14 protein-coding genes are annotated in these 20,812 nt (G+C 64.5%); 5 read left to right on the top strand and 9 right to left on the bottom strand.

Annotated elements, in window-relative coordinates; all coding sequences use genetic code 11:
- The first annotated feature begins 9 nt into the window (after positions 1-9).
- The gene (gene eccB / locus FEK34_RS01240; RefSeq protein ID WP_138446030.1) at positions 10-1,482 is read left to right on the top strand and encodes a type VII secretion protein EccB; all 1,473 of its coding nucleotides are present in this window, start codon (positions 10-12) and stop codon (positions 1,480-1,482) included.
- A gap of 225 nt (positions 1,483-1,707) precedes the next feature.
- Here the strand turns inward: eccB and mycP are convergent, their stop codons facing one another.
- Both mycP and eccD read right to left on the bottom strand, forming a co-directional pair.
- Complete coding sequence (mycP, locus tag FEK34_RS01235; protein ID WP_249358735.1) at positions 1,708-3,123, bottom strand: type VII secretion-associated serine protease mycosin; 1,416 nt, start codon at positions 3,121-3,123, stop codon at positions 1,708-1,710.
- The gene (eccD, locus tag FEK34_RS01230) at positions 3,120-4,586 is read right to left on the bottom strand and encodes a type VII secretion integral membrane protein EccD (protein WP_138446029.1); all 1,467 of its coding nucleotides are present in this window, start codon (positions 4,584-4,586) and stop codon (positions 3,120-3,122) included. The genes mycP and eccD overlap by 4 nt, the downstream gene beginning before the upstream one ends.
- Before the next feature lie 173 nt (positions 4,587-4,759).
- Between eccD and eccCa the strand changes: the two genes are divergently transcribed.
- From eccCa to FEK34_RS01210, 4 genes are all read left to right on the top strand, one after another.
- Positions 4,760-8,797 carry a type VII secretion protein EccCa gene (eccCa, locus tag FEK34_RS01225; RefSeq protein ID WP_138446028.1) on the top strand — a complete coding sequence of 1,346 codons (4,038 nt, stop codon included), beginning with the start codon at positions 4,760-4,762 and terminating at the stop codon, positions 8,795-8,797.
- A 77-nt stretch (positions 8,798-8,874) separates the two neighbouring features.
- Positions 8,875-10,257, top strand: a complete 1,383-nt coding sequence (locus tag FEK34_RS01220) for a type VII secretion-associated protein (protein ID WP_212748676.1) — start codon at positions 8,875-8,877, stop codon at positions 10,255-10,257.
- A 129-nt stretch (positions 10,258-10,386) separates the two neighbouring features.
- Positions 10,387-10,731, top strand: coding sequence for a WXG100 family type VII secretion target (locus FEK34_RS01215; RefSeq protein ID WP_138446026.1), 345 nt, complete (start codon positions 10,387-10,389; stop codon positions 10,729-10,731).
- 32 nt (positions 10,732-10,763) lie between these two features.
- The gene (locus FEK34_RS01210; protein ID WP_138446025.1) at positions 10,764-11,051 is read left to right on the top strand and encodes a WXG100 family type VII secretion target; all 288 of its coding nucleotides are present in this window, start codon (positions 10,764-10,766) and stop codon (positions 11,049-11,051) included.
- A 169-nt stretch (positions 11,052-11,220) separates the two neighbouring features.
- Here the strand turns inward: FEK34_RS01210 and FEK34_RS01205 are convergent, their stop codons facing one another.
- The 7 genes from FEK34_RS01205 to FEK34_RS01175 all read right to left on the bottom strand — a co-directional run bounded on the left by FEK34_RS01205 (position 11,221) and on the right by FEK34_RS01175 (position 20,789).
- Positions 11,221-12,762: a serine/threonine-protein kinase gene (locus FEK34_RS01205; RefSeq protein ID WP_138446024.1), complete on the bottom strand. Its 1,542-nt coding sequence runs from the start codon at positions 12,760-12,762 to the stop codon at positions 11,221-11,223.
- A gap of 76 nt (positions 12,763-12,838) precedes the next feature.
- Positions 12,839-14,047, bottom strand: a complete 1,209-nt coding sequence (locus tag FEK34_RS01200) for a DUF7373 family lipoprotein (RefSeq protein WP_432760920.1) — start codon at positions 14,045-14,047, stop codon at positions 12,839-12,841.
- 5 nt (positions 14,048-14,052) lie between these two features.
- Positions 14,053-15,303 (bottom strand): DUF7373 family lipoprotein, encoded by a 1,251-nt coding sequence (locus tag FEK34_RS01195; protein WP_138446022.1) that lies wholly within the window; start codon positions 15,301-15,303, stop codon positions 14,053-14,055.
- Positions 15,304-15,311: 8 nt separating this feature from the next.
- Positions 15,312-16,532, bottom strand: coding sequence for a DUF7373 family lipoprotein (locus FEK34_RS01190; RefSeq protein WP_138446021.1), 1,221 nt, complete (start codon positions 16,530-16,532; stop codon positions 15,312-15,314).
- Positions 16,533-16,567: 35 nt separating this feature from the next.
- Positions 16,568-18,226: a serine/threonine-protein kinase gene (locus tag FEK34_RS01185; RefSeq protein WP_138446020.1), complete on the bottom strand. Its 1,659-nt coding sequence runs from the start codon at positions 18,224-18,226 to the stop codon at positions 16,568-16,570.
- Between the two features lie 118 nt (positions 18,227-18,344).
- A complete protein-coding gene (locus FEK34_RS01180) occupies positions 18,345-19,547 on the bottom strand; it encodes a DUF7373 family lipoprotein (protein ID WP_138446019.1) in 1,203 nt (400 codons plus the stop codon).
- Between the two features lie 27 nt (positions 19,548-19,574).
- Complete coding sequence (locus FEK34_RS01175) at positions 19,575-20,789, bottom strand: DUF7373 family lipoprotein (RefSeq protein WP_138446018.1); 1,215 nt, start codon at positions 20,787-20,789, stop codon at positions 19,575-19,577.
- Positions 20,790-20,812: the final 23 nt, after the last annotated feature.

The following is a 20,812-nucleotide window of genomic DNA, read 5'->3' as shown; positions in this document are numbered from 1 at the left end:
GGAGGAATCATGCCTTCAAAACCCACTACGCGCTGGCAGGTGAGCGGTTACCGCTTCCTGGTGCGCCGGATGGAGCACGCCCTGGTGCGCCGGGACGTGCGAATGCTGCACGATCCCATGCGCTCCCAGTCGCGCGCCTACGCCGCCGGGCTCATTCTCGGCATCGTGGTGCTGGCCGGTTGCGGTGTGCTGGCCCTGCTACGCCCGCAGGACAAAATCGGCGACAACAAGATCCTGATCGGCAAGGAATCGGGTGCGGTGTACGTCGTCCTCAACGACGTCGTCCATCCCGCGCTCAACCTGGCCTCTGCGCGGCTCGCCGCGGGTGATGCGCCCAAGGCCGTCATCGTCAAGGAATCCGAGCTCGGTAAGAAGGCACGCGGGCCGCTGATCGGCATCCCCGGTGCGCCCGGCGTGCTGAATTTCGACAAGGACGGCAAGGGCCGCGCCTGGTCGGTGTGCGACTCCATGAAAATGGATGGCGGCCGCGACCTCACCACCTCCGTGCTGGCAGGCGATCCCGAACTGGGGGAGAAGGCCTCGGTCATGGGCGGCGACAAGGCGCTGCTCGTGCAGGGCGACGACGCCACCTACCTGGTGTACGACCGTAAACGCGCCCGCGTCGACATGACCGACCGCGCCGTCACCGACGCACTGAACATCACCGGCATGACCCCGCGCCCGATCAGCGAAGGCCTGCTGAACGCGATTCCCGAAGTGCTGGAGATCAAGCCGCCGCAGATCGTCGACCCGGGTGGCATCCCGGACAAGCCGATCGGCGATTTCCGCATCGGCACCGTCGTCCAGGTCTCCACCGCAGACGAAGCCGAGAACTACGTGGTGCTGCGCGACGGCCTGCAGCGGATCTCACCGCTGACGGCCGACATCATCCGCAACTCCAACCCACAGCCCACCGGCGACACCACCATCAACCAGACCGTGCGCACCAGGGCCGACGTCTCCAACGCCCTGCGCGTGGACGACTACCCGGTCACCGCACCGTCGATCGTGGAAGCCAAGGACCAGCCGGTGACCTGCCTGTCCTGGAAGCCGATCACCACCGCCACCGAGGATTCCGGCAACCGGGCAGAACTCTCGGTGATTACCGGCGTCACCCTGCCGATGTCGGAGAAGGCCAAACTGGTCCCGCTGGCCCAAGCCGACGGCTCCGGCCCCAACGCCGACTCCGCCTACATCCCACCGGGTTCGGGCGCCTACGTCCAAACCACCGGCATCGAACCCGACAGCCGCCGCAAGGACTCCCTGTTCTACGTCGCCGACACCGGCGTCCGCTACGGCATCAAGAACGCCGAAGCCGTCAAGGCCCTCGGCCTCCCCGACAACGCCGAACCGGCCCCCTGGCCGATCGTCGGCCTCCTCGCCAACGGCCCGAGCCTCGGCCGCGAAGAGGCGATGGTGGCGCACGACGGCGTCGCGCCGGATCCGTCACCTGCGCAGCAGCCGGTCGCGGCTGGGAAGTGAGATGAGGCGGCCGTCGGACTTCCGGCGGCCGCCTGCGCATTTCACTGATGGATGGCGTCGAACGGGCGCTGTCGTGCCTGCAGTTCGGCGTTAAGCGCCCCATTGAGGGTTCACTATTGGTGGAGTGTTCGCTGCAGGTAGCTTCCAGAAACAAACGAATACGGCCCGCCATCACGGCGGGCCGTATTCGTCTGATCAAGAGGTGTCGGCCGGGCGCGCCGGTGCTCAGTCCTCCCGCACCCCGAACCGGCGACGGATCGGGAACGAGGCCAAGTAACCCAGAACCAGTGTGCCGCCGATGATTCCGGTGCCGATCAGCGCCACATTGCGTGCCAGATTGTCCGGCGGTGGCGGGGGAGTGGGGACCGGGAGCTGGATGCTCTTGGCCGGGCTCGGCTGCTTGGCCTGCAATGGGGTGTCGGGCACCTCGTTGGTGAGCGCTGCGACGGGATCCACCGCGCCGTATCCGATAAAGGGGTTCCAGCCCTCGGCGGGCGCATGGGCGGTGGCCTGCAGTCGCTTGATGACCTCCTGGGCGCTCAGATGCGGGAAACGGGACCGAACCAGTGCGACTACACCCGAAACATACGGGGCGGCAAAGCTGGTGCCCTGCAGGGTGGTGATCTTGTCCGGGTCGCCCTTCGCGACGATGGTTCCGTCGCTCAGGGGGTCCAGGGAGACGATTCCCTCACCGGGCGCTGCGATATCGACCCACGGGCCGGGCACAGTGAAGTCCGAGGGTTGACCGTCCGGTCCGATCGAGCCGACTGTGAGCACGTAATCGTCGTAGCGGGCAGGGGTGACGTTGGTGGTCAGGTTTTCCCAGAGATCGGCTGTCGGATCGAGCGGGTCGACGTCCGGATTCCCCGCCCCGCACTTGGACGTCTGGTCCTTGTTTCCGGCTGCGGCCACGACCACCACGTTCTTCTCCACCGTCGCATAGCGCAGGGCCGCCCCGAGCGCCGAGTCTGCGGGATTGTGCGATCCGGGTACACAGAGAACCAGCGAAATATTGATCACCGATACGCCGCGATCGGCGGCCCGGCGCACGGCCGAGGCGAGTGCGTCGATATTGCCGTAGCCGTCCGGCGGATCCTCCGGACGCTGCTCGGTGGAACGCCCCTTCTTCTGGAACTTGCCACTGGTCTGCCGGATCGACAGGATCCGCGCATCGGGCGCGACACCGGAAAAGCCTTGACCGTCCACTTGACTGGCGGCGATCAGACCGGCCACGACCGTGCCATGGGCATCGCAGTCCTGCAGACCATCACCGCCGGCGGCGACATAGTCACCGCCGGGCATCAGCCCAGGCAGCCGTGGATGCGGCGTGACACCGGTGTCGATGACCGCAATGGTCTGACCTGCCCCGCGAGAGAATTTCCACGCGTGTGGCAGATCAAGCGCCCGTTGCGGTTCCGGGATGGTCGGCCCGTCCCCACCGCGCTGGGTACTCGCACACGGCGTATTCGACTTCTGCTCGGTCGGTTCCGGCGGCACCGCGGGGTCACCGGGCGGCAACTTCCCCATATCGATCGGCGGCGGCCGATCCGCATACGCGACACCCTGGCCCAAACTCAACCCGAACGACGCGCTGAAACCCAGCGTCAGGGCGGCGGCCGTGACGCGAAGGCGCCCGTTCACAGCCCGCGAACGAGGGAGTAGAGCGAGGCCACCCAGAACACCAGAGGCAGCACGGCCGCGACGAACGCGTATTCGAGCAGTTCGACCGCGCGGCGCATCGGCGGGGTTGCCGACTGGTTCGGGATGATGATGCCCAGGATCAGCGCGGCGATCAGCATGACCATCGCGGCGCCGAACACCGCCAGTGGCAGTTCGGCGACGAAGCTCATGCCGATCAGCATGATCAGCACGATCGCCGCACCGCCCGCGATCAGCACGACGGCCTGCTCGGCGCCGGCGTAGGTGCGGCTGCGGAACATCAGCACCACGGCGCAGACCAGCGCCAGCGCGATGCCCTGCCAGTAGTAGCCCTCGCCGGTGGGGTCGGTGGCGGCCAGTGCGCCGATCGCGGTGACCAGGGTGGTGGCCGAGACCAGACCGCTCAGGTACATGCGGGCGCGTTCGGACTTGGCGCGCAGCGCTTCCATCGTCGGCAGCGCCCGGTGGTCGTCCGGATCGTCCTCGGTCGGGTCGATCGGGGTGCCGGGCGAGGGCACCGGCGGCAGCGGGAGCTTCGACAGCAGCATCGAAACCCGCGGCGCCAGCGACAATCCGGCGAGACCAAGGGCAGCGGCGACGGCCCCGATCGCGCGCACCGGCTGGTCGGTCAGCAAACCGACGAGCGAGGCGGGCACGGCGTAGACCGCCAGCGCGCTCGCACCGATGAACAGGCCGAGCCCGACACCGGTGACGCGCCAGGCCAGGATCGCTGTCGCTCCGAGCAGCACCGAACCGAGCAGGAAGTTCGCCCAGCCGTAGTGGTCGGGGACGATGAGCATGCCCGAGGTGAACGCCGTCGGCAGCGCACAGCCGCCGAGTACGAGCGCGGTGGCGGTGTCGCCGTACATCCGGCTCAGCACCATGCCCGCTACCACGAGCAGGATTGTCACGCCGAGCGCGATGGAGCCGGTGATCCAGCCGGCCATGGCGTCGGGAGCGGCCAGCAGGCCGACACATCCGGCGAGCATGGTGAACGCGGCGAGGATCGAGCCGGTGATGCGCGCGGTTTTCGGCGTCCAACCCTTGAAATGGTCGGCGTCGGCGATCGCGACGTTGTACATGATGTCGTCGAACAGCGGTGTGGGCGCGGTGTGTGCCGCACTCTCCAGCATCAGCAGTTCGCCGTCGCGGACGCCGTGTTCACCGAGGCTCAACGAGTTGGAGAACGGCGGGTGACCGATGCGCGCCAGTACCCATTCGGCCGGCTCGAAGCGTTCACCCTCATTGTCGAAATCGTTGGTGCGGCTGTGCTGGGCGACCATGTCGACCACGCTCGGAATCACCAGAGCGACCGGTACATCCACCGGGATGGCCATGTCCACCTGGGTATGTTTGGCCAGAATGGTAACCCTGGTCAGGTCCGGTGCGCGGACGATGCCGCGTGAGGATTCCTCCTCGATGTGGTCAAGTCGCGCGTGCGTCAAGGCTCCCCCAACTCGGTCGCTACCTCGTGTTTTCCGCACCCCGCCGGCCCGAGCGGAGCTTGCGAACCCATGGGTCCGGGCAGCAGAATGCTGGTCGAACTGTACGACATGTCGGCGGTTGCCTCTACACTGAGGCCCGAACACCGCAGGCCAAGAGGGGGAATTCTCGTCTTATGAGCACAGTCCGGTTTCAGCGGCGCGCACGCCGGGAGATGCCGCGGACGCCGGGTGGCGAGGTCACCCTGCAGCCGCCTCCCGAGATCCCTCGGGTGACACCGGGCAATCTGCTCATGAAGCTGATGCCGGTCGTGATGGTCATCGGCATGGTCGGGATGATGGCCCTGATGTTCACTCAGGGTGGCGGCATGATGTCGAACCCGATGACCATGATGTTCCCGGTCATGATGCTGTTCTCCATGGTCGGCATGTTCGCCGGTCAGGGTGGCGGTAAGGGCCAGAAGGCCGCCGAAGCCAACGAAGATCGCAAGGACTATCTGCGCTACCTCGACCAGGTGCGTAAAGACGTCGACGAGACGGCCACCCAGCAGCGCGCCGCCGTCGAATGGAGCCACCCGGAACCCGGTCTGATCTGGATGCTGGCCGGCACCAGCCGGATGTGGGAGCGCCGCGCCGGCGACAAGGACTTCTGCCACGCCCGCATCGGCATCGGCGGCCAGCGCCTGGCCACCCGGCTGATCGCCCCGGAAACCGGCCCGGTCGAAGAGCTGGAGCCGATCGCCGCGGTCTCGCTGCGCCGCTTCGTGCGCGCGCATTCCACGGTCCCGGATCTGCCGACGGCGATCGCGGTCAAGGGCTTCGCCACCATCGCGCTCGACGGTGATCGCGGCCAGGCCCGCGATATGACACGTGCGATGTTGTTGCAGCTGGCCATGTTTCACGGTCCCGATCAGGTACTGATCGCCGTCGTCTGTGGCCCGGACACCGCGTCGGAATGGGACTGGACGAAGTGGCTGCCGCATTCGCAGCATCCCGACGCCCAGGACGGCATCGGCACCCAGCGCATGTTCTACAGCTCCATCCGTGAGGCGGCCACCGGCTTGCAGCCGCTGCTGGCCAATCGGGTCCGCTATTCGCGTAACCAGCCGGCCAACCCGAACCTGGTGCACATCGTCATCGTCGTCGACGGCGGCCTGCTGGAGTCGGAGGAGGATCAGCTCCGCGAATCCGGCTACGAAGGCGTCACCATCATCGACCTGTGCGGATACGCTCCGCGCCTTGCCGTTTCGCGCGGTATCAAGATGATCGTCGAGAACGGCGAATGCGTCGGCCGCGGTGCCACCGGCAACCAGGAACGCTTCGCGATGATCGACCGGATCAGCCCTGAGCAGGCCCAGCAGGTGGCCCGCAGGCTGGCGCCGTTCCGGGCCGCCACCCAGCGCAGCAGCGACGTCGAGGTCGACGACACCGAGGTCATCTCCAGCTGGGCCCAGCTGATGAACCTCGGCGATATCGGTACCTTCAACCCCGAGCACGCCTGGCGTCCCCGCTACGGCCGGGAGCGGCTGCGGGTCCCGTTCGGCGTCGGCGCCGACGGCCTGCCCGTGGTGCTCGACATCAAGGAAGCCGCCGAAAGCGGTATGGGCCCGCACGGCCTGTGCATCGGTGCGACCGGTTCCGGTAAATCGGAGTTCCTGCGCACCCTGGTGCTCAGCCTGCTGGCCACCCACTCGCCGGACCAGCTGAACCTGGTCCTGGTCGACTTCAAGGGTGGTGCCACCTTCCTCGGCTTCGAAGACGTCCCGCACGTCGCCGCCGTCATCACCAACCTCGAAGACGAAGCCGACCTCGTCGACCGTATGCGTGACGCCCTGGCCGGTGAGATGAACCGGCGCCAAGAGGTGCTGCGCCAGGCCGGTAACTTCGCCAACGTCTCCGAGTACGAGAAGGCCCGCGCCGCCGGCGCCGACCTCGACCCGCTGCCCGCGCTGTTCGTGGTGCTCGACGAGTTCTCCGAACTGCTCACCCAGCACCCGGATTTCGCGGAACTGTTCGTCATGATCGGCCGCCTCGGCCGCTCGCTGCACGTGCACCTGCTGCTCGCCTCGCAGCGACTGGAAGAAGGCAAGCTCAAGGGCCTGGAGAGCCACCTCTCCTACCGCATCGGCCTGAAAACCTTCTCCGCCAACGAATCCCGGCAGGTGCTCGGTGTTCCCGACGCCTACAACCTGCCCAACAGTCCCGGTGGCGGTTACCTCAAGTCCGACTCCGGTGAGATCGTCCGCTTCCAGGCCTCCTACGTCTCCGGCCCCTACGTCGGCGGTGGTTCGCAGCGCGACATGACCATCGCGACCCAGGCCGGTGAAATCGACGTGCGCGCAAGGCCGTTCGAAGCAGGCCACGTCGATTTCCGCAGCGCCGACCGCATCCCGCTGCCACCCGAACCCACCGATGATCCGGAACCCCAGGCCGGCGAAGACGGCGAACAGCTGTCCAACATCGGCATGCTCGTGCAGCGCATCCGCGGCCACGGCCGTCCCGCACACGAGATCTGGCTCCCGCCGCTCGACGAGGCCCCCACCCTCGACCAGCTCGTCCCGCGCTCGATCCTCACCGGCGAATACGCGGCAGTGGCCACCCTGCGCGCCCCCATCGGCATCGTCGACCGCCCCTACGACCAGCGCCGCGACCCCCTGGTCGTCGACCTGTCCGGCTCCCGGGGCAACGTCGCCGTCGTCGGCGGCCCGCAGTCCGGCAAGTCGACCATGCTCCGCACCCTGATCATGTCGATGTCGCTGACCCACACCGCCGAACAGGTGCAGTTCTACTGCCTCGACTTCGGTGGCGGTACCTTGGCCAGCCTCGAAGGCATGCCGCATGTGGGTTCGGTGGCGGGCCGTCTCGACGAAGACAAGGTCCGCCGCACCGTCGCGGAGATGACCACGATCGTCCGTCAGCGCGAACTGCGTTTCCGTCAGCTCGGCATCGAGTCGATGGCCGAATTCCGCCGCCTGCGTGCGATGGACCCGTCAAGTAGCCCCGCCGCGGCCGGCGCCCATGAGGACCCGTTCGGCGACGCCTTCTTGGTCATCGACGGCTTCGGCTCGATCCGCCAGGACTATGAAGCCCTCGAACAACCGATCATGAACCTCGCCGTTCAGGGCCTGTCCTATGGTGTCCACGTAGTGATCGCGCTGTCGCGCTGGATGGAAGCGCGTCCGGCGCTGAAGGATCAGATCGGTACCCGCCTTGAACTCCGCCTCGGAGACCCGGCCGACTCTGACTTCGGTCGCAAAGTCGCGGCGCTGGTGCCGCAGGGCCGGCCAGGCCGTGGTATGACTCCAGAGAACCTGCACATGCTGACGGCGTTACCACGGGTCGATGGCAGCTCAGATCCGCAGGATCTCAGCAATGGCGTGGCGAATGCAGTGCTGCAGATCGCGGCTGTTACGCCTGGCCGTCATGCGCCGAAGGTTCGGATGCTGCCGGATCAATTGGATCGCCATGATCTCCTAGCAGCCCTCGAGGGCTGGGGCACGGTCGTTCCTGGCCGGAAGAATGCCAGTATCCCCATCGGTATCAACGAGTCGGAGCTCGCTCCTGTCTTCCTCAACTTCAACGAGCAGCCACACTTCCTTATCTTTGGTGACACCGAATGCGGCAAGACCACGCTGCTGCGAGGCATATGCCAAGGCATCATGGAGTCGAACCGGCCGCAGGAAGCTGCCATCATCTTGGTCGACTACCGCCGCACTTTGCTTGGCGCCGTGGAAGGCGACCACCTTGCTGCGTATGCGACGGGCGCCCAAGGACTCACCACCAACGTCAAAGACATAGCCAAACTGCTGGCTTCGCGGATGCCGGGACCGGATATCACGCCCCAGCAGCTTCGCGAACGGTCTTGGTGGGCGGGCCCCGATATATATCTGATTGTCGACGACTACGACCTGGTTGTCACGGGTAGCGGCAACCCAATTGCGGGGATTGTCGAGTATCTGCCTCATGCGAAGGACGTGGGGTTCCACCTCATCATCGCGCGTCGCTCGGGCGGCGCCTCACGAGCCATGTACGAGGCGGTGATCGCACGGTTGCGAGACCTGGCTACACCAGGTCTGATCATGAGTGGAAGCCGGGAAGAGGGTAATCTGCTCGGTAATGTTCGCCCGAGTGCAATGCCGCCAGGTCGCGGCACCTTGGTGAGTCGGGCGGGCAACGAACTCATCCAGACTTCCTGGATGCCACCCATCTCATGACCGCCGTCGAGCTGACTATCACCGAAACGCGTCTCTGGGCGCGGAGCTCGAACACGCACGCGGACATGCCACCGTCGGTGGCACCCGGTAGCGACGGCATCAGCCTCGTCGTTGGTGAGCCACTGGCGCCGCAGTCGATGGCATGTTCGGCAGTGCAATTGCTGACCGCTGACCGCATCGCCTATCTGCCGAGCTTGCCCTCGCCGGTCGACGGCATGACCGCCGTGTTCGGCAGATTGCTTACCGAGCTTCGGGTTCCAGCGCCCTGCGAGCGTCTCACCGTCGTCATCCCGACCGAATGGGGCACCAGACGCCGTTCGGCAATCGAAACTGCCGGCTTGCGTGTCGCGTCCGAGGTCGAGTTCCAAGTGGCCGCCCTGCGTGCGGTGGCCGCCGATACCCGCAATCGCGACCGGCGAACCGTGGTGCTCGAATTCGGTCCACTGTCGACAACGGCCACATCGATCATCTACGGCCACCAAGGCCCCGAGATCGAGGCATGTGAGCACGAACCGAATCTGGCCTTCGCCGAGATCGCCCCGGGCAGCCCCGGTTTCAGCGAGTTGCGAGCTCTCCTCGAGCGTCTGCTGTCCGGACGTCCCACCGATAGCGTGCTGGTCGTCGGTGGCGCCGACACCGGTTTCCTCGAGCTCATCGGTTCAGCGGTCGCCGACGTCTCGGGTCCGGACACCGATCTGCGCACAGTCGCGAACGCCGACCTCGCCCGTAACAAGCAGGCGGAGGCCTCGCACTACCCCACGGCGGCGATTCCTCCGCTCCCGCAGACCGAATGGCTGCAGCCGCTGCGCGAACGTGCAGCCGCCACCCGACCACCTCGGTCGCGCACACCGATCTACATCGCTGCTGCCGCAGTGGCTGCGATAGTGGTCGCAGGTGCCGGCGCAGCTGTCGTACTGAACCAGCCCGATGATTCGGGTAGCGCAGCAGCAGCAGCTCAAACGTCCACCGTTGCCGAACCTTCGTCATCCACGGCCGCGCCGACAACTCCCGCAAAGGCGACCACCACGAAGGCCGTACCGGCCTCTCAGGCCATCGGCAACATCCGATTCGAGGCCCCGGCCGGCTGGCGGATCACCGAGGCCGCAGGTGGATCCCGGATCTACCTGGTCCCGGAAGATGGTACGAAGGCTCGAATCACGCTCACACAGAAGCAGGTCGTACCTGGCGTCGGCTACGACAAGGTGGCGGCCGACCTCGAGGCACAGATCAAACAGCGGCCCGCGGGAACCATGAGCCCGCTGCGCCGTGACGTGGTCTTCGGCGGCCGCTCCGGCCTGGCCTACACCGAACATCCAGACGACGGTTCACAAGTCGACTGGCATGTTATCGTCGAACACAGCACCCAAGTCGCCATCGGGTGCCAATATCAGACAGGGGGGCAAGACACGACAACACAACTATGTGCAGATGTCGCAACCACGCTGGAAGTCATCCCATGACACCAGCCCAAGAAATTTCTTCCAGATCGATGGAACCGATTGGATCTTCAGAGCGTCCAATCTTCATGTAGAAGCAGTTCGGTGCTGCCTGAGCAGGACGACCGAACCCACCCATAAACAGGAGGAAGCATGTCTGGCAATGTGAGGGCCGATGCCGCGGCGATGGAGACCTCGGCCAAGCACGTCGAGAACGTCAACAATCAGCTCGGAAGCGAGTTGGGTGTGATCCGGAACCTCGTTCAGGGATCTGCGGAGCACTGGGAAGGCGCGGCTGCCGGATCGTTCAAGCGGGTTATGGACGATTACGACAGGGCTTCCGACAATCTGCACACCGTTTTGCAGGATATTGCCGCGCAGATTCGGAAGAACGGCGTGGGGTACACCGAGGCCGAGCAGCAGCATCACGATGACATCCTGAAGGCGGGTGCTTCGGGCGATCTCGGGTCGGATTCGAGTCTGAATCTGAAGGTCTAACTCACTAGTACTTAATACAAAGGGAGCGGAATATGAAGTACAGCGAAGGTCAGTTGATGATGCTGGCCGGTGACATTCGTACGTCGCAGGGGCGCATCAATGAGACTCGTGACGAGCTTCGCAACTACATCAACCAACTGCGCGCAGAGTGGGAAACGGATGAGGCCCGGACAGCCTACGACCAGGTTCAGGCTCGCTGGGACAACGCGCATGATCAGATGATCAGCGTTCTGGAGCGTATCGCAAAGGTCGTCGAGGACGGTGCGATCAATATGAGTGCCACTGACAAGCAGAATGCCGGTGCCTGGCTCGGCATGTGATTAGTCCCTGAAGTGCTCCAATGCGATTAGCGCATTGGAGCACTTCATTGTCTGGACGAGATCGAGTTCGATTTCCTGTCAGATAGCGGTTCTGGGTTCAGATTTTGCCGCGTGGGTAATTTGGTGGGCTCGTTTCGGGGCGGGTGACATTGGGTGGGCAAAATCTCCCTCAGAGTACCTTCGACAACTTTGGAACCATGGTTTCTACCAGGCGGTCGGCCGACTGGTCGGTCCATACCTGAAACGACTGCACTGCCGCGGGTTCATCAATTACAACAATCTTCGCGCTTGTTGCCATCAAGCCCGGCGGTAATCCACGAAGACCGCCACCACCTGCAAGGCTGTCGGTCCGGACAGCTATTACCACGTCCAGCTGACCGGCCAACTGGAATGTGGTTGGAGCGAGGTCACGCGGCGACTTCTCAGCTCCGAGTGGCTGGTAGTCCTTGCTATATCGAAACCCTATGTCCTGTAGAAATTTAGCCTGATCTGATCCATCCAGCACTGCAGATATCGACGACTCGCCAATGTTGAACGCGGCAATCGTCTTGTCCGCGAATTCCGGGTGGTCTGCACGGATCTGCGCCAACCCGGGTCCGGCGTCTGCGCCCGGGCTCCCGACGGTGAAGTAGGTGCCCGCAGCAATCGCGATTAGCGCGACCACCGCGAGGGTGGCAGCTACAAGTTTCCCGCTGATGCGGCGTTCCCGTCGCGGCCGCACATTCGGAACCGTCGCAGCGATGCGTGGCCCGGTCGAGTCACCGGCATGCATCGGCTGGGAATACTGAAACTGAGTCTGCGGTGCCGTCGGAGCGTAGCGACTCGGGTCCGAGACGTATGCCGAAGGTGGCGCTTGGAATTGGGGCTGGCCCAGCAGGGCAGCCTCGGCTGCCTGGACGAACTCGCGGCAGCTTCCGTAGCGGTCTTCGGGTGACTTGGCCATTGCTTTGGCGATGACCGCATCCAGAGCCGCCGGTAGGCCTGGCCGGGCTGCACTCACGCTGGGTGGTGGTTCGTGCAGGTGGCCCATCATGACGACAGCCGGCATGGTCGACGGGTACGGGTTCTGGCCTGTGAGCAGCTTGAAGAATGAGCAAGCCAGGCTGTAGATATCGGCTCGATAGTCCAGCTGTGCGCCGACCAGCTGCTCTGGCGGCGCATACGCGACGGTGGCCATGAAGTTGCCGGTCGCTGTCAGATCCTGGCCATCGTCAGCGGACTTCGCCACGCCGAAGTCCGTGAGGAAGACGCGCTCTTCGTCGTCGCCTTCGACCCGTGAGAGTAGGAAGTTCGCCGGTTTGACGTCGCGATGCAGGAGGCCTTTGCGGTGCGCGTAGTCGAGCCCCTTGCCGACCTCGGAGATAATACGAAGCGCCCGCTGCGGTGTCATGACTGACGGTCCCTTGGCGACCTCTTCGGACGCATCCGTGCCGTCGACGTACTGCATCGCGATCCACAGCTGCCCGTCCTCTTCGCCGCGGCTGTATACGGCGACGAGATTCGGGTGATCCAGGCCCGCAGCAAGATTCGCTTCGCGTTCGAACCGTGCCCGAAACTCTGGGTCTGTCGACAAGTCGGAGCTGAGAACCTTCAGGGCATCCCGCTTCGGCAGGATCGGGTTCTGAGCGAGATAGACCGTGCCCATGCCACCGCTACCGAGGACCTGGAGTATTCGGTAGCCGCCCACGACGGCACCTGGCCGCAACGGCATTCGTACCTCCTGTGTCTGATGCCCCTCGAGGCTGAAACGTACTAGCGGTTGCTGATCTCTGTCGATCCCGGTGCGATCAGCGTTCGTCTGTCAACAACAAATACTGCGCCGATGCCTTTTGGTGCAGATCTTGAATCTGTGCCGCATCGACAACTGCGACATAGCGACCATTGGTGAACAGGCATTGGAACTGTGGGATCGATGTGAAGCGGCTCGATCGTCGATCGCTCTTCTTGAAGCACTTGGCCTCAGGCATGCCCGCGGGGGCATCTGTCGTCTCGTATCGAGGGTCGAGTTGGTCGATCAGGGCGGCGACGAGCCGGTACGCCGCTGCCGAGTCGCTGCTTCGGTAGACGCGTGCGCCGGCGTCAGCCACCAGATCGACCCCGGCATCGTCGAAAGCGCGCTTCAGCACGTCGGCGCGGCCGCGCAGATGAAGGGCGGCATGGGGCGAGTACACACCCTCGGTTGCCCCGCTCTTGTTCATATCGTCGACTGGCAACGTCCGCCCGAGTAGTCCGTCGGTGTCTATCGCGAGATCAGGCATCTCATCAGTGGGGGTCCGCTGGTAGCCCGCGAGCATCTCGATGTTCTTGTCCAACGCGGTTTTGGTCATGCCGATCACATAGTCGACATCTGGTGGCACCTCCAAGCCCGGCGTGACGAAGGTGTAGATCAGCAGGTCGTCATGGGGCATCCAGGTGACCACCGAATCCTGTTCGGTGACATAGCTGATCGCAGCGTCATGCCCCGGAATGCGGACATCCCGCTTGGCTGGACTGTCTTTGCGGTTGTCCTCGGAAAGCACCTTCGCCGCATGCTTGGCCTGATCGGGATTCGAGAACCTGAGCACGGTCTGATCGATATTTCGGCCGAGAGCGAAGTCCTCGCGTTGTTGCGCATTCGAGGTCCATCCGACAACGAGCCCAGGGATGACTGCGCCGAAGTTCTCGACCCACACGCTGTCGCCTTGCTGAGGCGGCAGTTCCGGTGCGTAGATCTTTCCCGATGACGACTGGTTGTAGACGTACTGCTTGTCCACCTCCATTGCCAACGGCATCGATTCCGCAAGCCGAATCGCTTCACGGATCGACGCCGCATTGGCAGGTTTCCGGTCGGCGACGTTTCGAGGTTCGGTGGGATAGCTGCCTGGCTGGAGTGCAGAGGTGTCGACTGTCTTGGTGGGCACGTCCTCGGTCGCGTCGCCACAGGCGGTGACCGGCAGCAAAGCCAGCAATGCGGCGGATGTGTACACCATGCACGTCCGCGCCATTCGATGATGCATCTCGTTCACCTGACCTGCGCGAGGATCGATAGCTGGGCAGCGGTTCGCCGATACAACACGGGATCGAGTCTGGTTCCCATGCCCCCGCTTCGTAATACGGCAACGAACCGACCGTGCACCAATATGCATTCGAACTCGCTGTTGAAGACAGGATGAGGCTCGTCGCGTTTGACGCATCGGGCATCCGCGATTCCCGGCGGGGGCTGAATCTCCTCATCATCCTTGCCCAACGCTGCGAGCGCGGTCTGTAACTTGAACGCGGCTTCCAGGTCCCGGGTTCTGAAGAGCGTGCCGTCGACATGTGCTATGAGGTCGACGCCGGCGTCGGTGACCGCGCTACCGAGCTCCTTGGCATCAGTAGCGAAATGCGAGAATCCAGCCGTTCCGTACACGCCGACGTAATCCGAGCTTGCGCTGAACGAATCGGTCGCGAGCATGGATGGCTTCACCGGCAGTCGCAGGATGCCCTCTGGGTTCTGAGGAAGATCCAGTATGTTGTTCGGCGGTGTGGGATCGAGCGATTCCAATGCCTTCATCTGAAGGTCGAACAGTTTGGCAAACCGGTCAGGAAGAGCGTTCGGCTTTCCCGCGGACGAGACCGCAGAACTGACGACCACATACGGGCCATGAACGGCGAAAGCCCAGCCCTTGGAGTCGTCTCTGGCGGAGGCAACCACCTTGTCATGCCCTGGGATGGATAGCTTCTTACGCTCGGGCACCATATGACCGAGAGCGGTGTCGAACTCGTTCGCGGCGGACTTCGCCAGCGCGTCCGAACCGAACCGCATGATAGCGATCGACAACGATTCCCGGATGCGCAGGCTGAGGTTCGATCGCTGAGTGGAAACGCCGGTGAAGAACGAGTTCCGCTTCGCGATGGGCTCGAAGGCCGCCGGGAGAATGCCCGTGACCGAATCGCTGAAGATCGAGCCCCGCTGTCCCAGCAATTTGGTGTGCTCCAGGTGTTGCAACACCGGATCGATCTGAAATGGAGAGATCAGGTAGTCGAGCATTCGCCGCGCTTCGATATTGAAGACATCGGCGGGCGTAGGGGGAGATTTGGGCTCGTAATCAGACGGTACCTTGACGAAGTCACCGTAATCGAGTTGGTCCAACTGGACCGGCGTCATCCCGGGTACGGGCCTTCCATTTACCGCAGAGCCGCACCCGGTGACTGTCATTGCCAGCGTCAAAACCGCAGCCGACGTGCAGAAGAGACGCCGTCCGGCTATGTTTCCGAACTTCTGTGTGAACATCGGCTTCCCTATTCGCTGACCAACATCGCGTACTGTGCTGCGACTCGTTGGTGCAGATCTTGGATCTGAGGGGAGCCCACGTAGCTGACGTACCGGCCCGTCTGTAGGACGCAGTACGACGCGATATCTGCACCGTCTTCGCTGGTGTGTGTGTAGCACTCGACCGACCCTTCGACACCCTTGGGCGCTTCTGCTGGTCGACCGGGCCGGTCCTCGTCCGTAGATGGTTTCCAGGTGTTCCAGAGCCGCTGTGCGCCCTCGACCTCGCGTGTGCGAAAAACGATGGATTCTCCGACGGCGATCGCCTCTACGCCATTCTCTTCGATGAAATCCATGTTGGAGAACGTCAATGCGTGGAAAGCGCCTCGGCCTTTGTATGAGCCGCTGGGCGTTGGGTTCGTCGTGGTTTCCGGGTCGGTGGGCAGCGTCTTTCCCAGGAGTTTGTCAGGGTCTAGCGCAATGCGGTCAAGATCGGCGGCCGGTGTCGGTTCGAATTTTTCCAGCAACGGGAGCTGGTAGTCCAATACCCGTTCCACCTGTGTTGTCAAGTTCGGCAGGTGCGGCGCGGACGTTTCATCCACATACTTCACGAAAACGACGAACTGTTCATGGCTCGTCCAGCTTCCGATCGAGGAGATTCCAGGTCGCCAATGCGATTTGGTAGCTGGGTATTCAGGGAGAGTGACCGGTTCGTTCTGCGTGTTGTAGGTGAAGTCGTCATGCTCCAGGGTGGAGGCGACCTCTTCGGCTGTCTGCGCATCCGGGAACATCATCACCGCAATGTGCAGATCACGCGCCGGCTCGTTACCGGATGCGGCAGTTGTCCACGAATTGATCCACCCGGCAACGATGTCCCCGGCAACCTCGTCGAATGTGTCGTTGATGACCAGATCCGCCATGGCGTCGTTGTCGAGGACGACATTGGAGGTGAACCCGCGCCCAGGGTCGTGCTCGACGAATGCAGAATCGATCTCGAACGGTAGAGCCACGTAGTCTGCGAGCCGCTGGGATTCCCGGACTCGAGCTTGCTTGTCGTTCTTGGCATTCCCGAGCTCCACCGGCTCCGCCTGGTAGTTGCCGACGTCGAGGTTGGATAGGTCTGGCTTCGCGGTGGCTGCCTTGCCTTCGACTCCGCTTCCCCCGCAAGCTCCGAGCGTCACAGCGAGCGCTCCTGACATTGCCACGGCGCCGATCGTTCTGATCAGTGTCGATCGCGCAGCATGGATCATGCCCTCCCCCTTGTGTTCGTAGGTCCGGACGGATACTACTTCACTTGTGCTCGCAGGATCGGAACGAGCTTCTCCAAGAGCAGGGGTTGGGAGGACGAGGTCCAGTTGCGGAAGGCGTTCACCGTGGCAGGGTCGTCGACGACGATGACGGTTGCTTTCACGTCGTTGATGTACGGGTCGAGGCCGGAAAGTCCGCCGCCGCCCGCGCCTTCGTCGCTGCGGATGGCGATGAGGTAACCGGAGTTGATCTTGGAGAAGGTTGTGTAGCGAGTGTCCTTGGTGACCGGCCTCGGGGATGGCTCGTCGCCGGCCTTGGTGAATGCGGAGTTGAAGGCGAAGCCGAGGTCCTGGAGGAATTTCGCCTGGTCGCTCGGGGAGAGGTACATGGCGAGCTGGTTGTCGTAGGCTTTGCCGCCGGTGACGTCGACGACGGTGACGGTTTTGCCCTCGAAGGCCGGATTGTTCTGGCGCGCTTCCTCGATGGAGCCGGGGGCTGCTGCGGTTGTCGAGGTTTCCGACGGGCCCGCTGGAGTATCGCCCCCGCTGAGCGCCCAGATGCCGATGCCTGCGGCGAGGGCGACCACGACCACGGCGGCTGCTGCCGTGAGCACGCCGCGCCGTTTGCGGCCGGGGGCGGCCGGGGTGGACGACGTGGGGATCGACTGGTTGGGTGCCGACATGTGCGCCCGGGGGTCGGTGGGCGGGCGCGTCTGCTCTGCGGTGTTGTTGACCGCGTACCGGGGCCAGCTGGGTTCTTGGGCGTGGGCGTGGGCGCCGGAGGTGTAGCCGAGGGTGCCGGTGGGGTACTGGTGCGTGCCGGAGGTGTAGTTCGGGCCGGGGGCGTGGGGGATGGAGCCGGAGAGGACCTGGGTTGCGGCGTCGGTGAATTCGCGGCAGGTGTTGAAGCGTTCGGCCGGGTTTTTGGCGAGGGCGCGGGCGAAGACCTGGTCGATGGCGGGTGGCAGGTTGCGGTTGACGGCGGTGGCGCGTGGGGGCGGTTCGTGCAGGTGGCCCATCATGACCATCGCGGGCTGGGTTGCCGGGTAGGGGTTCTGGCCGGTGAGCAGTTTGTAGAAGGCGCAGGCCAGGCTGTAGATGTCGGCGCGGTGGTCGAGGCGGCCGCCGGCGAGTTGCTCGGGCGGCGCGTAAGCGATGGTGGCGACGAAGCTGCCGGTCTGGGTGAGGTCGGTGGTGTCTTCGGAGGATTTGGCGACGCCGAAGTCGGTCAGCAGGACGCGCTCTTCTTCGTCCTGTTCGGCCGAGAGCAGGAAGTTCGCCGGTTTGACGTCGCGGTGCAGCAGCCCGCGACGGTGTGCGTAGTCCAGACCCTTTCCGACCTCGGTGACGATGCGCAGGGCGCGCTGCGGGGTCATGGCGCGCGGATCGCGTTCGAGTTCGGCGGCGGCGTCGGTGCCGTCGACGTACTGCATGGCGATCCACAGCTGACCGTTTTCCTCGCCGCGGTTGTAGACCGACACGATGTTCGGGTGGTCCAGCCCGGCGGCCAGGTTGGCTTCACGCTCGAAACGGGCCCGGAACTCGTTGTCCGCGCTGAGGTGTCCACTGAGCACCTTGAGCGCGTCCATCCGCGGCAGGCTGGGGTGTTTGGCCAGGTAAACGGTGCCCATCCCACCCGCGCCGAGTACGCGCTGGATGCGATATCCGCCCACGATGGTGCCGGGGCTCATCGCCATCTCGCGGTCTCCTGTCTTGGCTGGTTCGGCATCGGATGCCGCCTACGGTGCTGTCCACCGGAGCATAGTGGGCGCCGGCGGAACGTGTTCGGGCCGAGCGCTACGGACTCCCGACGGCCTACTGGTACTGGGCATTGGCCAGCAGCGCGTACTGCGCGGCCGCTCGCTGCCGGACGTCGACCGGTTGCCCGCTGTGGACCTGGGCGACGTACTTGTCATAGAAGACCACGCAGCCGTACCGGGTGTCGGAGCCGTCGTATTCGCGCGAGTCCTCGGCGCAGCGGACGCCCGGAACATCTTCGGGTGCGTCGAGCGGTGTCCATTTGCTTTCGGTCAACCGGGTCTCGGCGAAACCCTTCGCGGCAGCCGCGTCCCGCGTCCGCCAGAGCAGATTGTCCTCGGTCATCGCGATGCGATCGACGCCGTGTTCTTCCATCGCCTTCTTGCTGGGGCCGGGTTCGGCGGCCCAGTGCAGGATCCCGCGCGGAGTGTGCACCGCGGTGCTGCCCAGTGAGGGGGAGAAGAAGTAGTCTTCCGGGGTCAACGCCCGTTTGAACATCTGGTCCGGGTCGTACGGGAGCTCGAGGGCTTCGCGTTTGGACAGCGGCGGGAGCTGCTCGAGCAGCGGGATCTGGGCCGCGTAGGTCTTCTCGGCGAGCGCGGTCAGCGAGTCGAGATCGGGGCTGGTCCAGGTGACCAGCATGCTCATGACATAGCTGCCGACCGCCATCGACGATCCGAGGGACGGTATGCCCGGCCGCCAATGCGAATGCGCGTCGGGGTAGTCGTTGAGTTGGACGGGCTTGTTCTGGTCGCGCGCCACGTCGAAGTCGGCCTGGTCCAGGTCGCGCGCGGCGGCTTTCGCGGTCTGCTCGTCCGGGAATTGCAGGACAGCGAGGGTCAGCGAGACTTCGCCCGCGGTCTTGCTCTCCTGCTTGGCGCGGTCGGCCGAGGTGAGGCCGAGACCGAACATGAACTTGTGCCGCTCGAGCACCGGCCCGTTGACGTCGGCGAGCAGTTCGGTGGCCGCGCGGGGATTGTCGAAGCCCTTGATGCCGCGGTTGTACTTCATCTTCGGGTCGACGTCGAGGCCGCTGATGACGTTGTCGGCCAGCCGCATGATCGCGAACTCGGTACCCGCCCGCAGCGAGTTCACGTATTCGATGCGCATATCCAGCGGAATGGTCGGGTAGCTGCCGGTATCGAGTTCCCGGACGTCGATCTCGGCCGCCAGCGGGGTTCCCGAGACCGTCGAGCAGCCGGCCAGCACAGCGACAGCCGCGACGGCGAGTACCGCGCTCCGAACGGCTGACCTGGTCATTGTGCTTCGAATTCGCATGCCGCAGTCCTACTTCGAGTTGGCCAGGATGGCGTACTGGGCGGATATCCGTTGCTGGGCGTCCAGCAACTGCTCGGCGCCCATGAACGCGTAGTAGCGGTCATAGGCGACGTGGCAGTAGAACCGGATCGCGCCCTTGGCCGGGCCTTTGTACTCGGTGCAGGTGGCCTGCGGTAGGCCCTTCGGCGAGTCCGCGCTGCGGAAGTAGCGATTGAGCTCGGACGACTTCTCTTTGAGCTCGCGCGCGGAATCCGCGTCTGCCGCTCGGTACAGCTCGCCCGCGTCGTAGGCGACCCGATCGACGCCTGCGTCGACCAGCTGCTGCTTGCGTTCGAGCGGATCCATCGGGAAATGCAGGGAACCGTGCAGGTCGTAGGTGCCGGGGACGTTGAGGAAGGAGTCACCCTCGGGGCGGCGCAGCGATATCGACCGCATGCCGTCGGGGTCGATCGACTTCTCCATGAGCTGATCGGGCGGCGTCGGCTCGAATGTTTCGAGGGCGGTGAGGGTCGCGGCGATGGACTTCTCCGCGAGCGCCGTCAAACCCGGCTTGTCCGACTCGCCGACGACCATGTTCTCGAAGTTGTTGGTGATGGTGACGAGCACGAACTGGTCTTTGGCCAGCCAGGAGGCGAGCACCTGCCCGCTCGGCTGCCAGCGCACATGCGCATCCGGGTACTTGTCGAGCTTCGCGGGCTCGACCGGGCCCTCGTCGTAGAAGGCCGCGCGGGACAGGTTCGCCGCGGCTTCGGTTGCGGCTTTCGCGTCGGAGAAGATGAGGACGTTGTTCGACAACGTGTACGCGAGGGTATTGACCTTGTTGGACTGGCCGGTGGCCGAGAAACCGGAAACGAAACCTTTCGCGTCGTTGGCGAAGTTGTCCTCCTTGATCCACCGGTGGATCGGGCTCGGATGCGACTCGTCGGGGAGCAGGAACGGGCGCACCGTGCCCGGCGGCTGATACACCAGCTTCGGGTCGATCTCCACCGGTAGCGGCATGACGTTGCCGAGGCGCTGGGCCTCGACGAACCGGGGCACGTCCTTGTTCTTCGGCGCGCCGAGCTCGCGTGGAAGGGTGGCATAGCCGCCGACATCGAGCTGGGCCAGGTCCACCGCGGGCTCGGCTGCCTCGGTGTCGGACCCGCAGCTTGTCGCGGCGAGGACGCAGGCGAACAGCAGGGCGACCCCCGCCCGGAAACGATGAGATCTCGCGGTGAGCTGCACGCTCCCCCCTTTACTCCGAGTGC

It is taken from the genome of Nocardia cyriacigeorgica (assembly GCF_005863245.1).
In the GTDB taxonomy this organism is placed as follows: domain Bacteria; phylum Actinomycetota; class Actinomycetes; order Mycobacteriales; family Mycobacteriaceae; genus Nocardia; species Nocardia cyriacigeorgica_C.
This window is presented reverse-complemented; position numbering and strand designations above follow the sequence as displayed.

Bases quoted from the DNA above. Each gene is read 5' to 3' on its own strand.
- FEK34_RS01210 (WP_138446025.1), top strand. From the start codon at position 10,764: ATGAAGTACAGCGAAGGTCAGTTGATGATGCTGGCCGGTGACATTCGT.
- FEK34_RS01190 (WP_138446021.1), bottom strand. From the start codon at position 16,532: ATGATCCATGCTGCGCGATCGACACTGATCAGAACGATCGGCGCCGTG.
- eccCa (WP_138446028.1), top strand. From the start codon at position 4,760: ATGAGCACAGTCCGGTTTCAGCGGCGCGCACGCCGGGAGATGCCGCGG.
- FEK34_RS01205 (WP_138446024.1), bottom strand. From the start codon at position 12,762: ATGCCGTTGCGGCCAGGTGCCGTCGTGGGCGGCTACCGAATACTCCAG.
- eccB (WP_138446030.1), top strand. From the start codon at position 10: ATGCCTTCAAAACCCACTACGCGCTGGCAGGTGAGCGGTTACCGCTTC.
- FEK34_RS01185 (WP_138446020.1), bottom strand. From the start codon at position 18,226: ATGGCGATGAGCCCCGGCACCATCGTGGGCGGATATCGCATCCAGCGC.
- FEK34_RS01200 (WP_432760920.1), bottom strand. From the start codon at position 14,047: ATGCATCATCGAATGGCGCGGACGTGCATGGTGTACACATCCGCCGCA.
- FEK34_RS01215 (WP_138446026.1), top strand. From the start codon at position 10,387: ATGTCTGGCAATGTGAGGGCCGATGCCGCGGCGATGGAGACCTCGGCC.
- FEK34_RS01180 (WP_138446019.1), bottom strand. From the start codon at position 19,547: ATGACCAGGTCAGCCGTTCGGAGCGCGGTACTCGCCGTCGCGGCTGTC.
- FEK34_RS01195 (WP_138446022.1), bottom strand. From the start codon at position 15,303: ATGTTCACACAGAAGTTCGGAAACATAGCCGGACGGCGTCTCTTCTGC.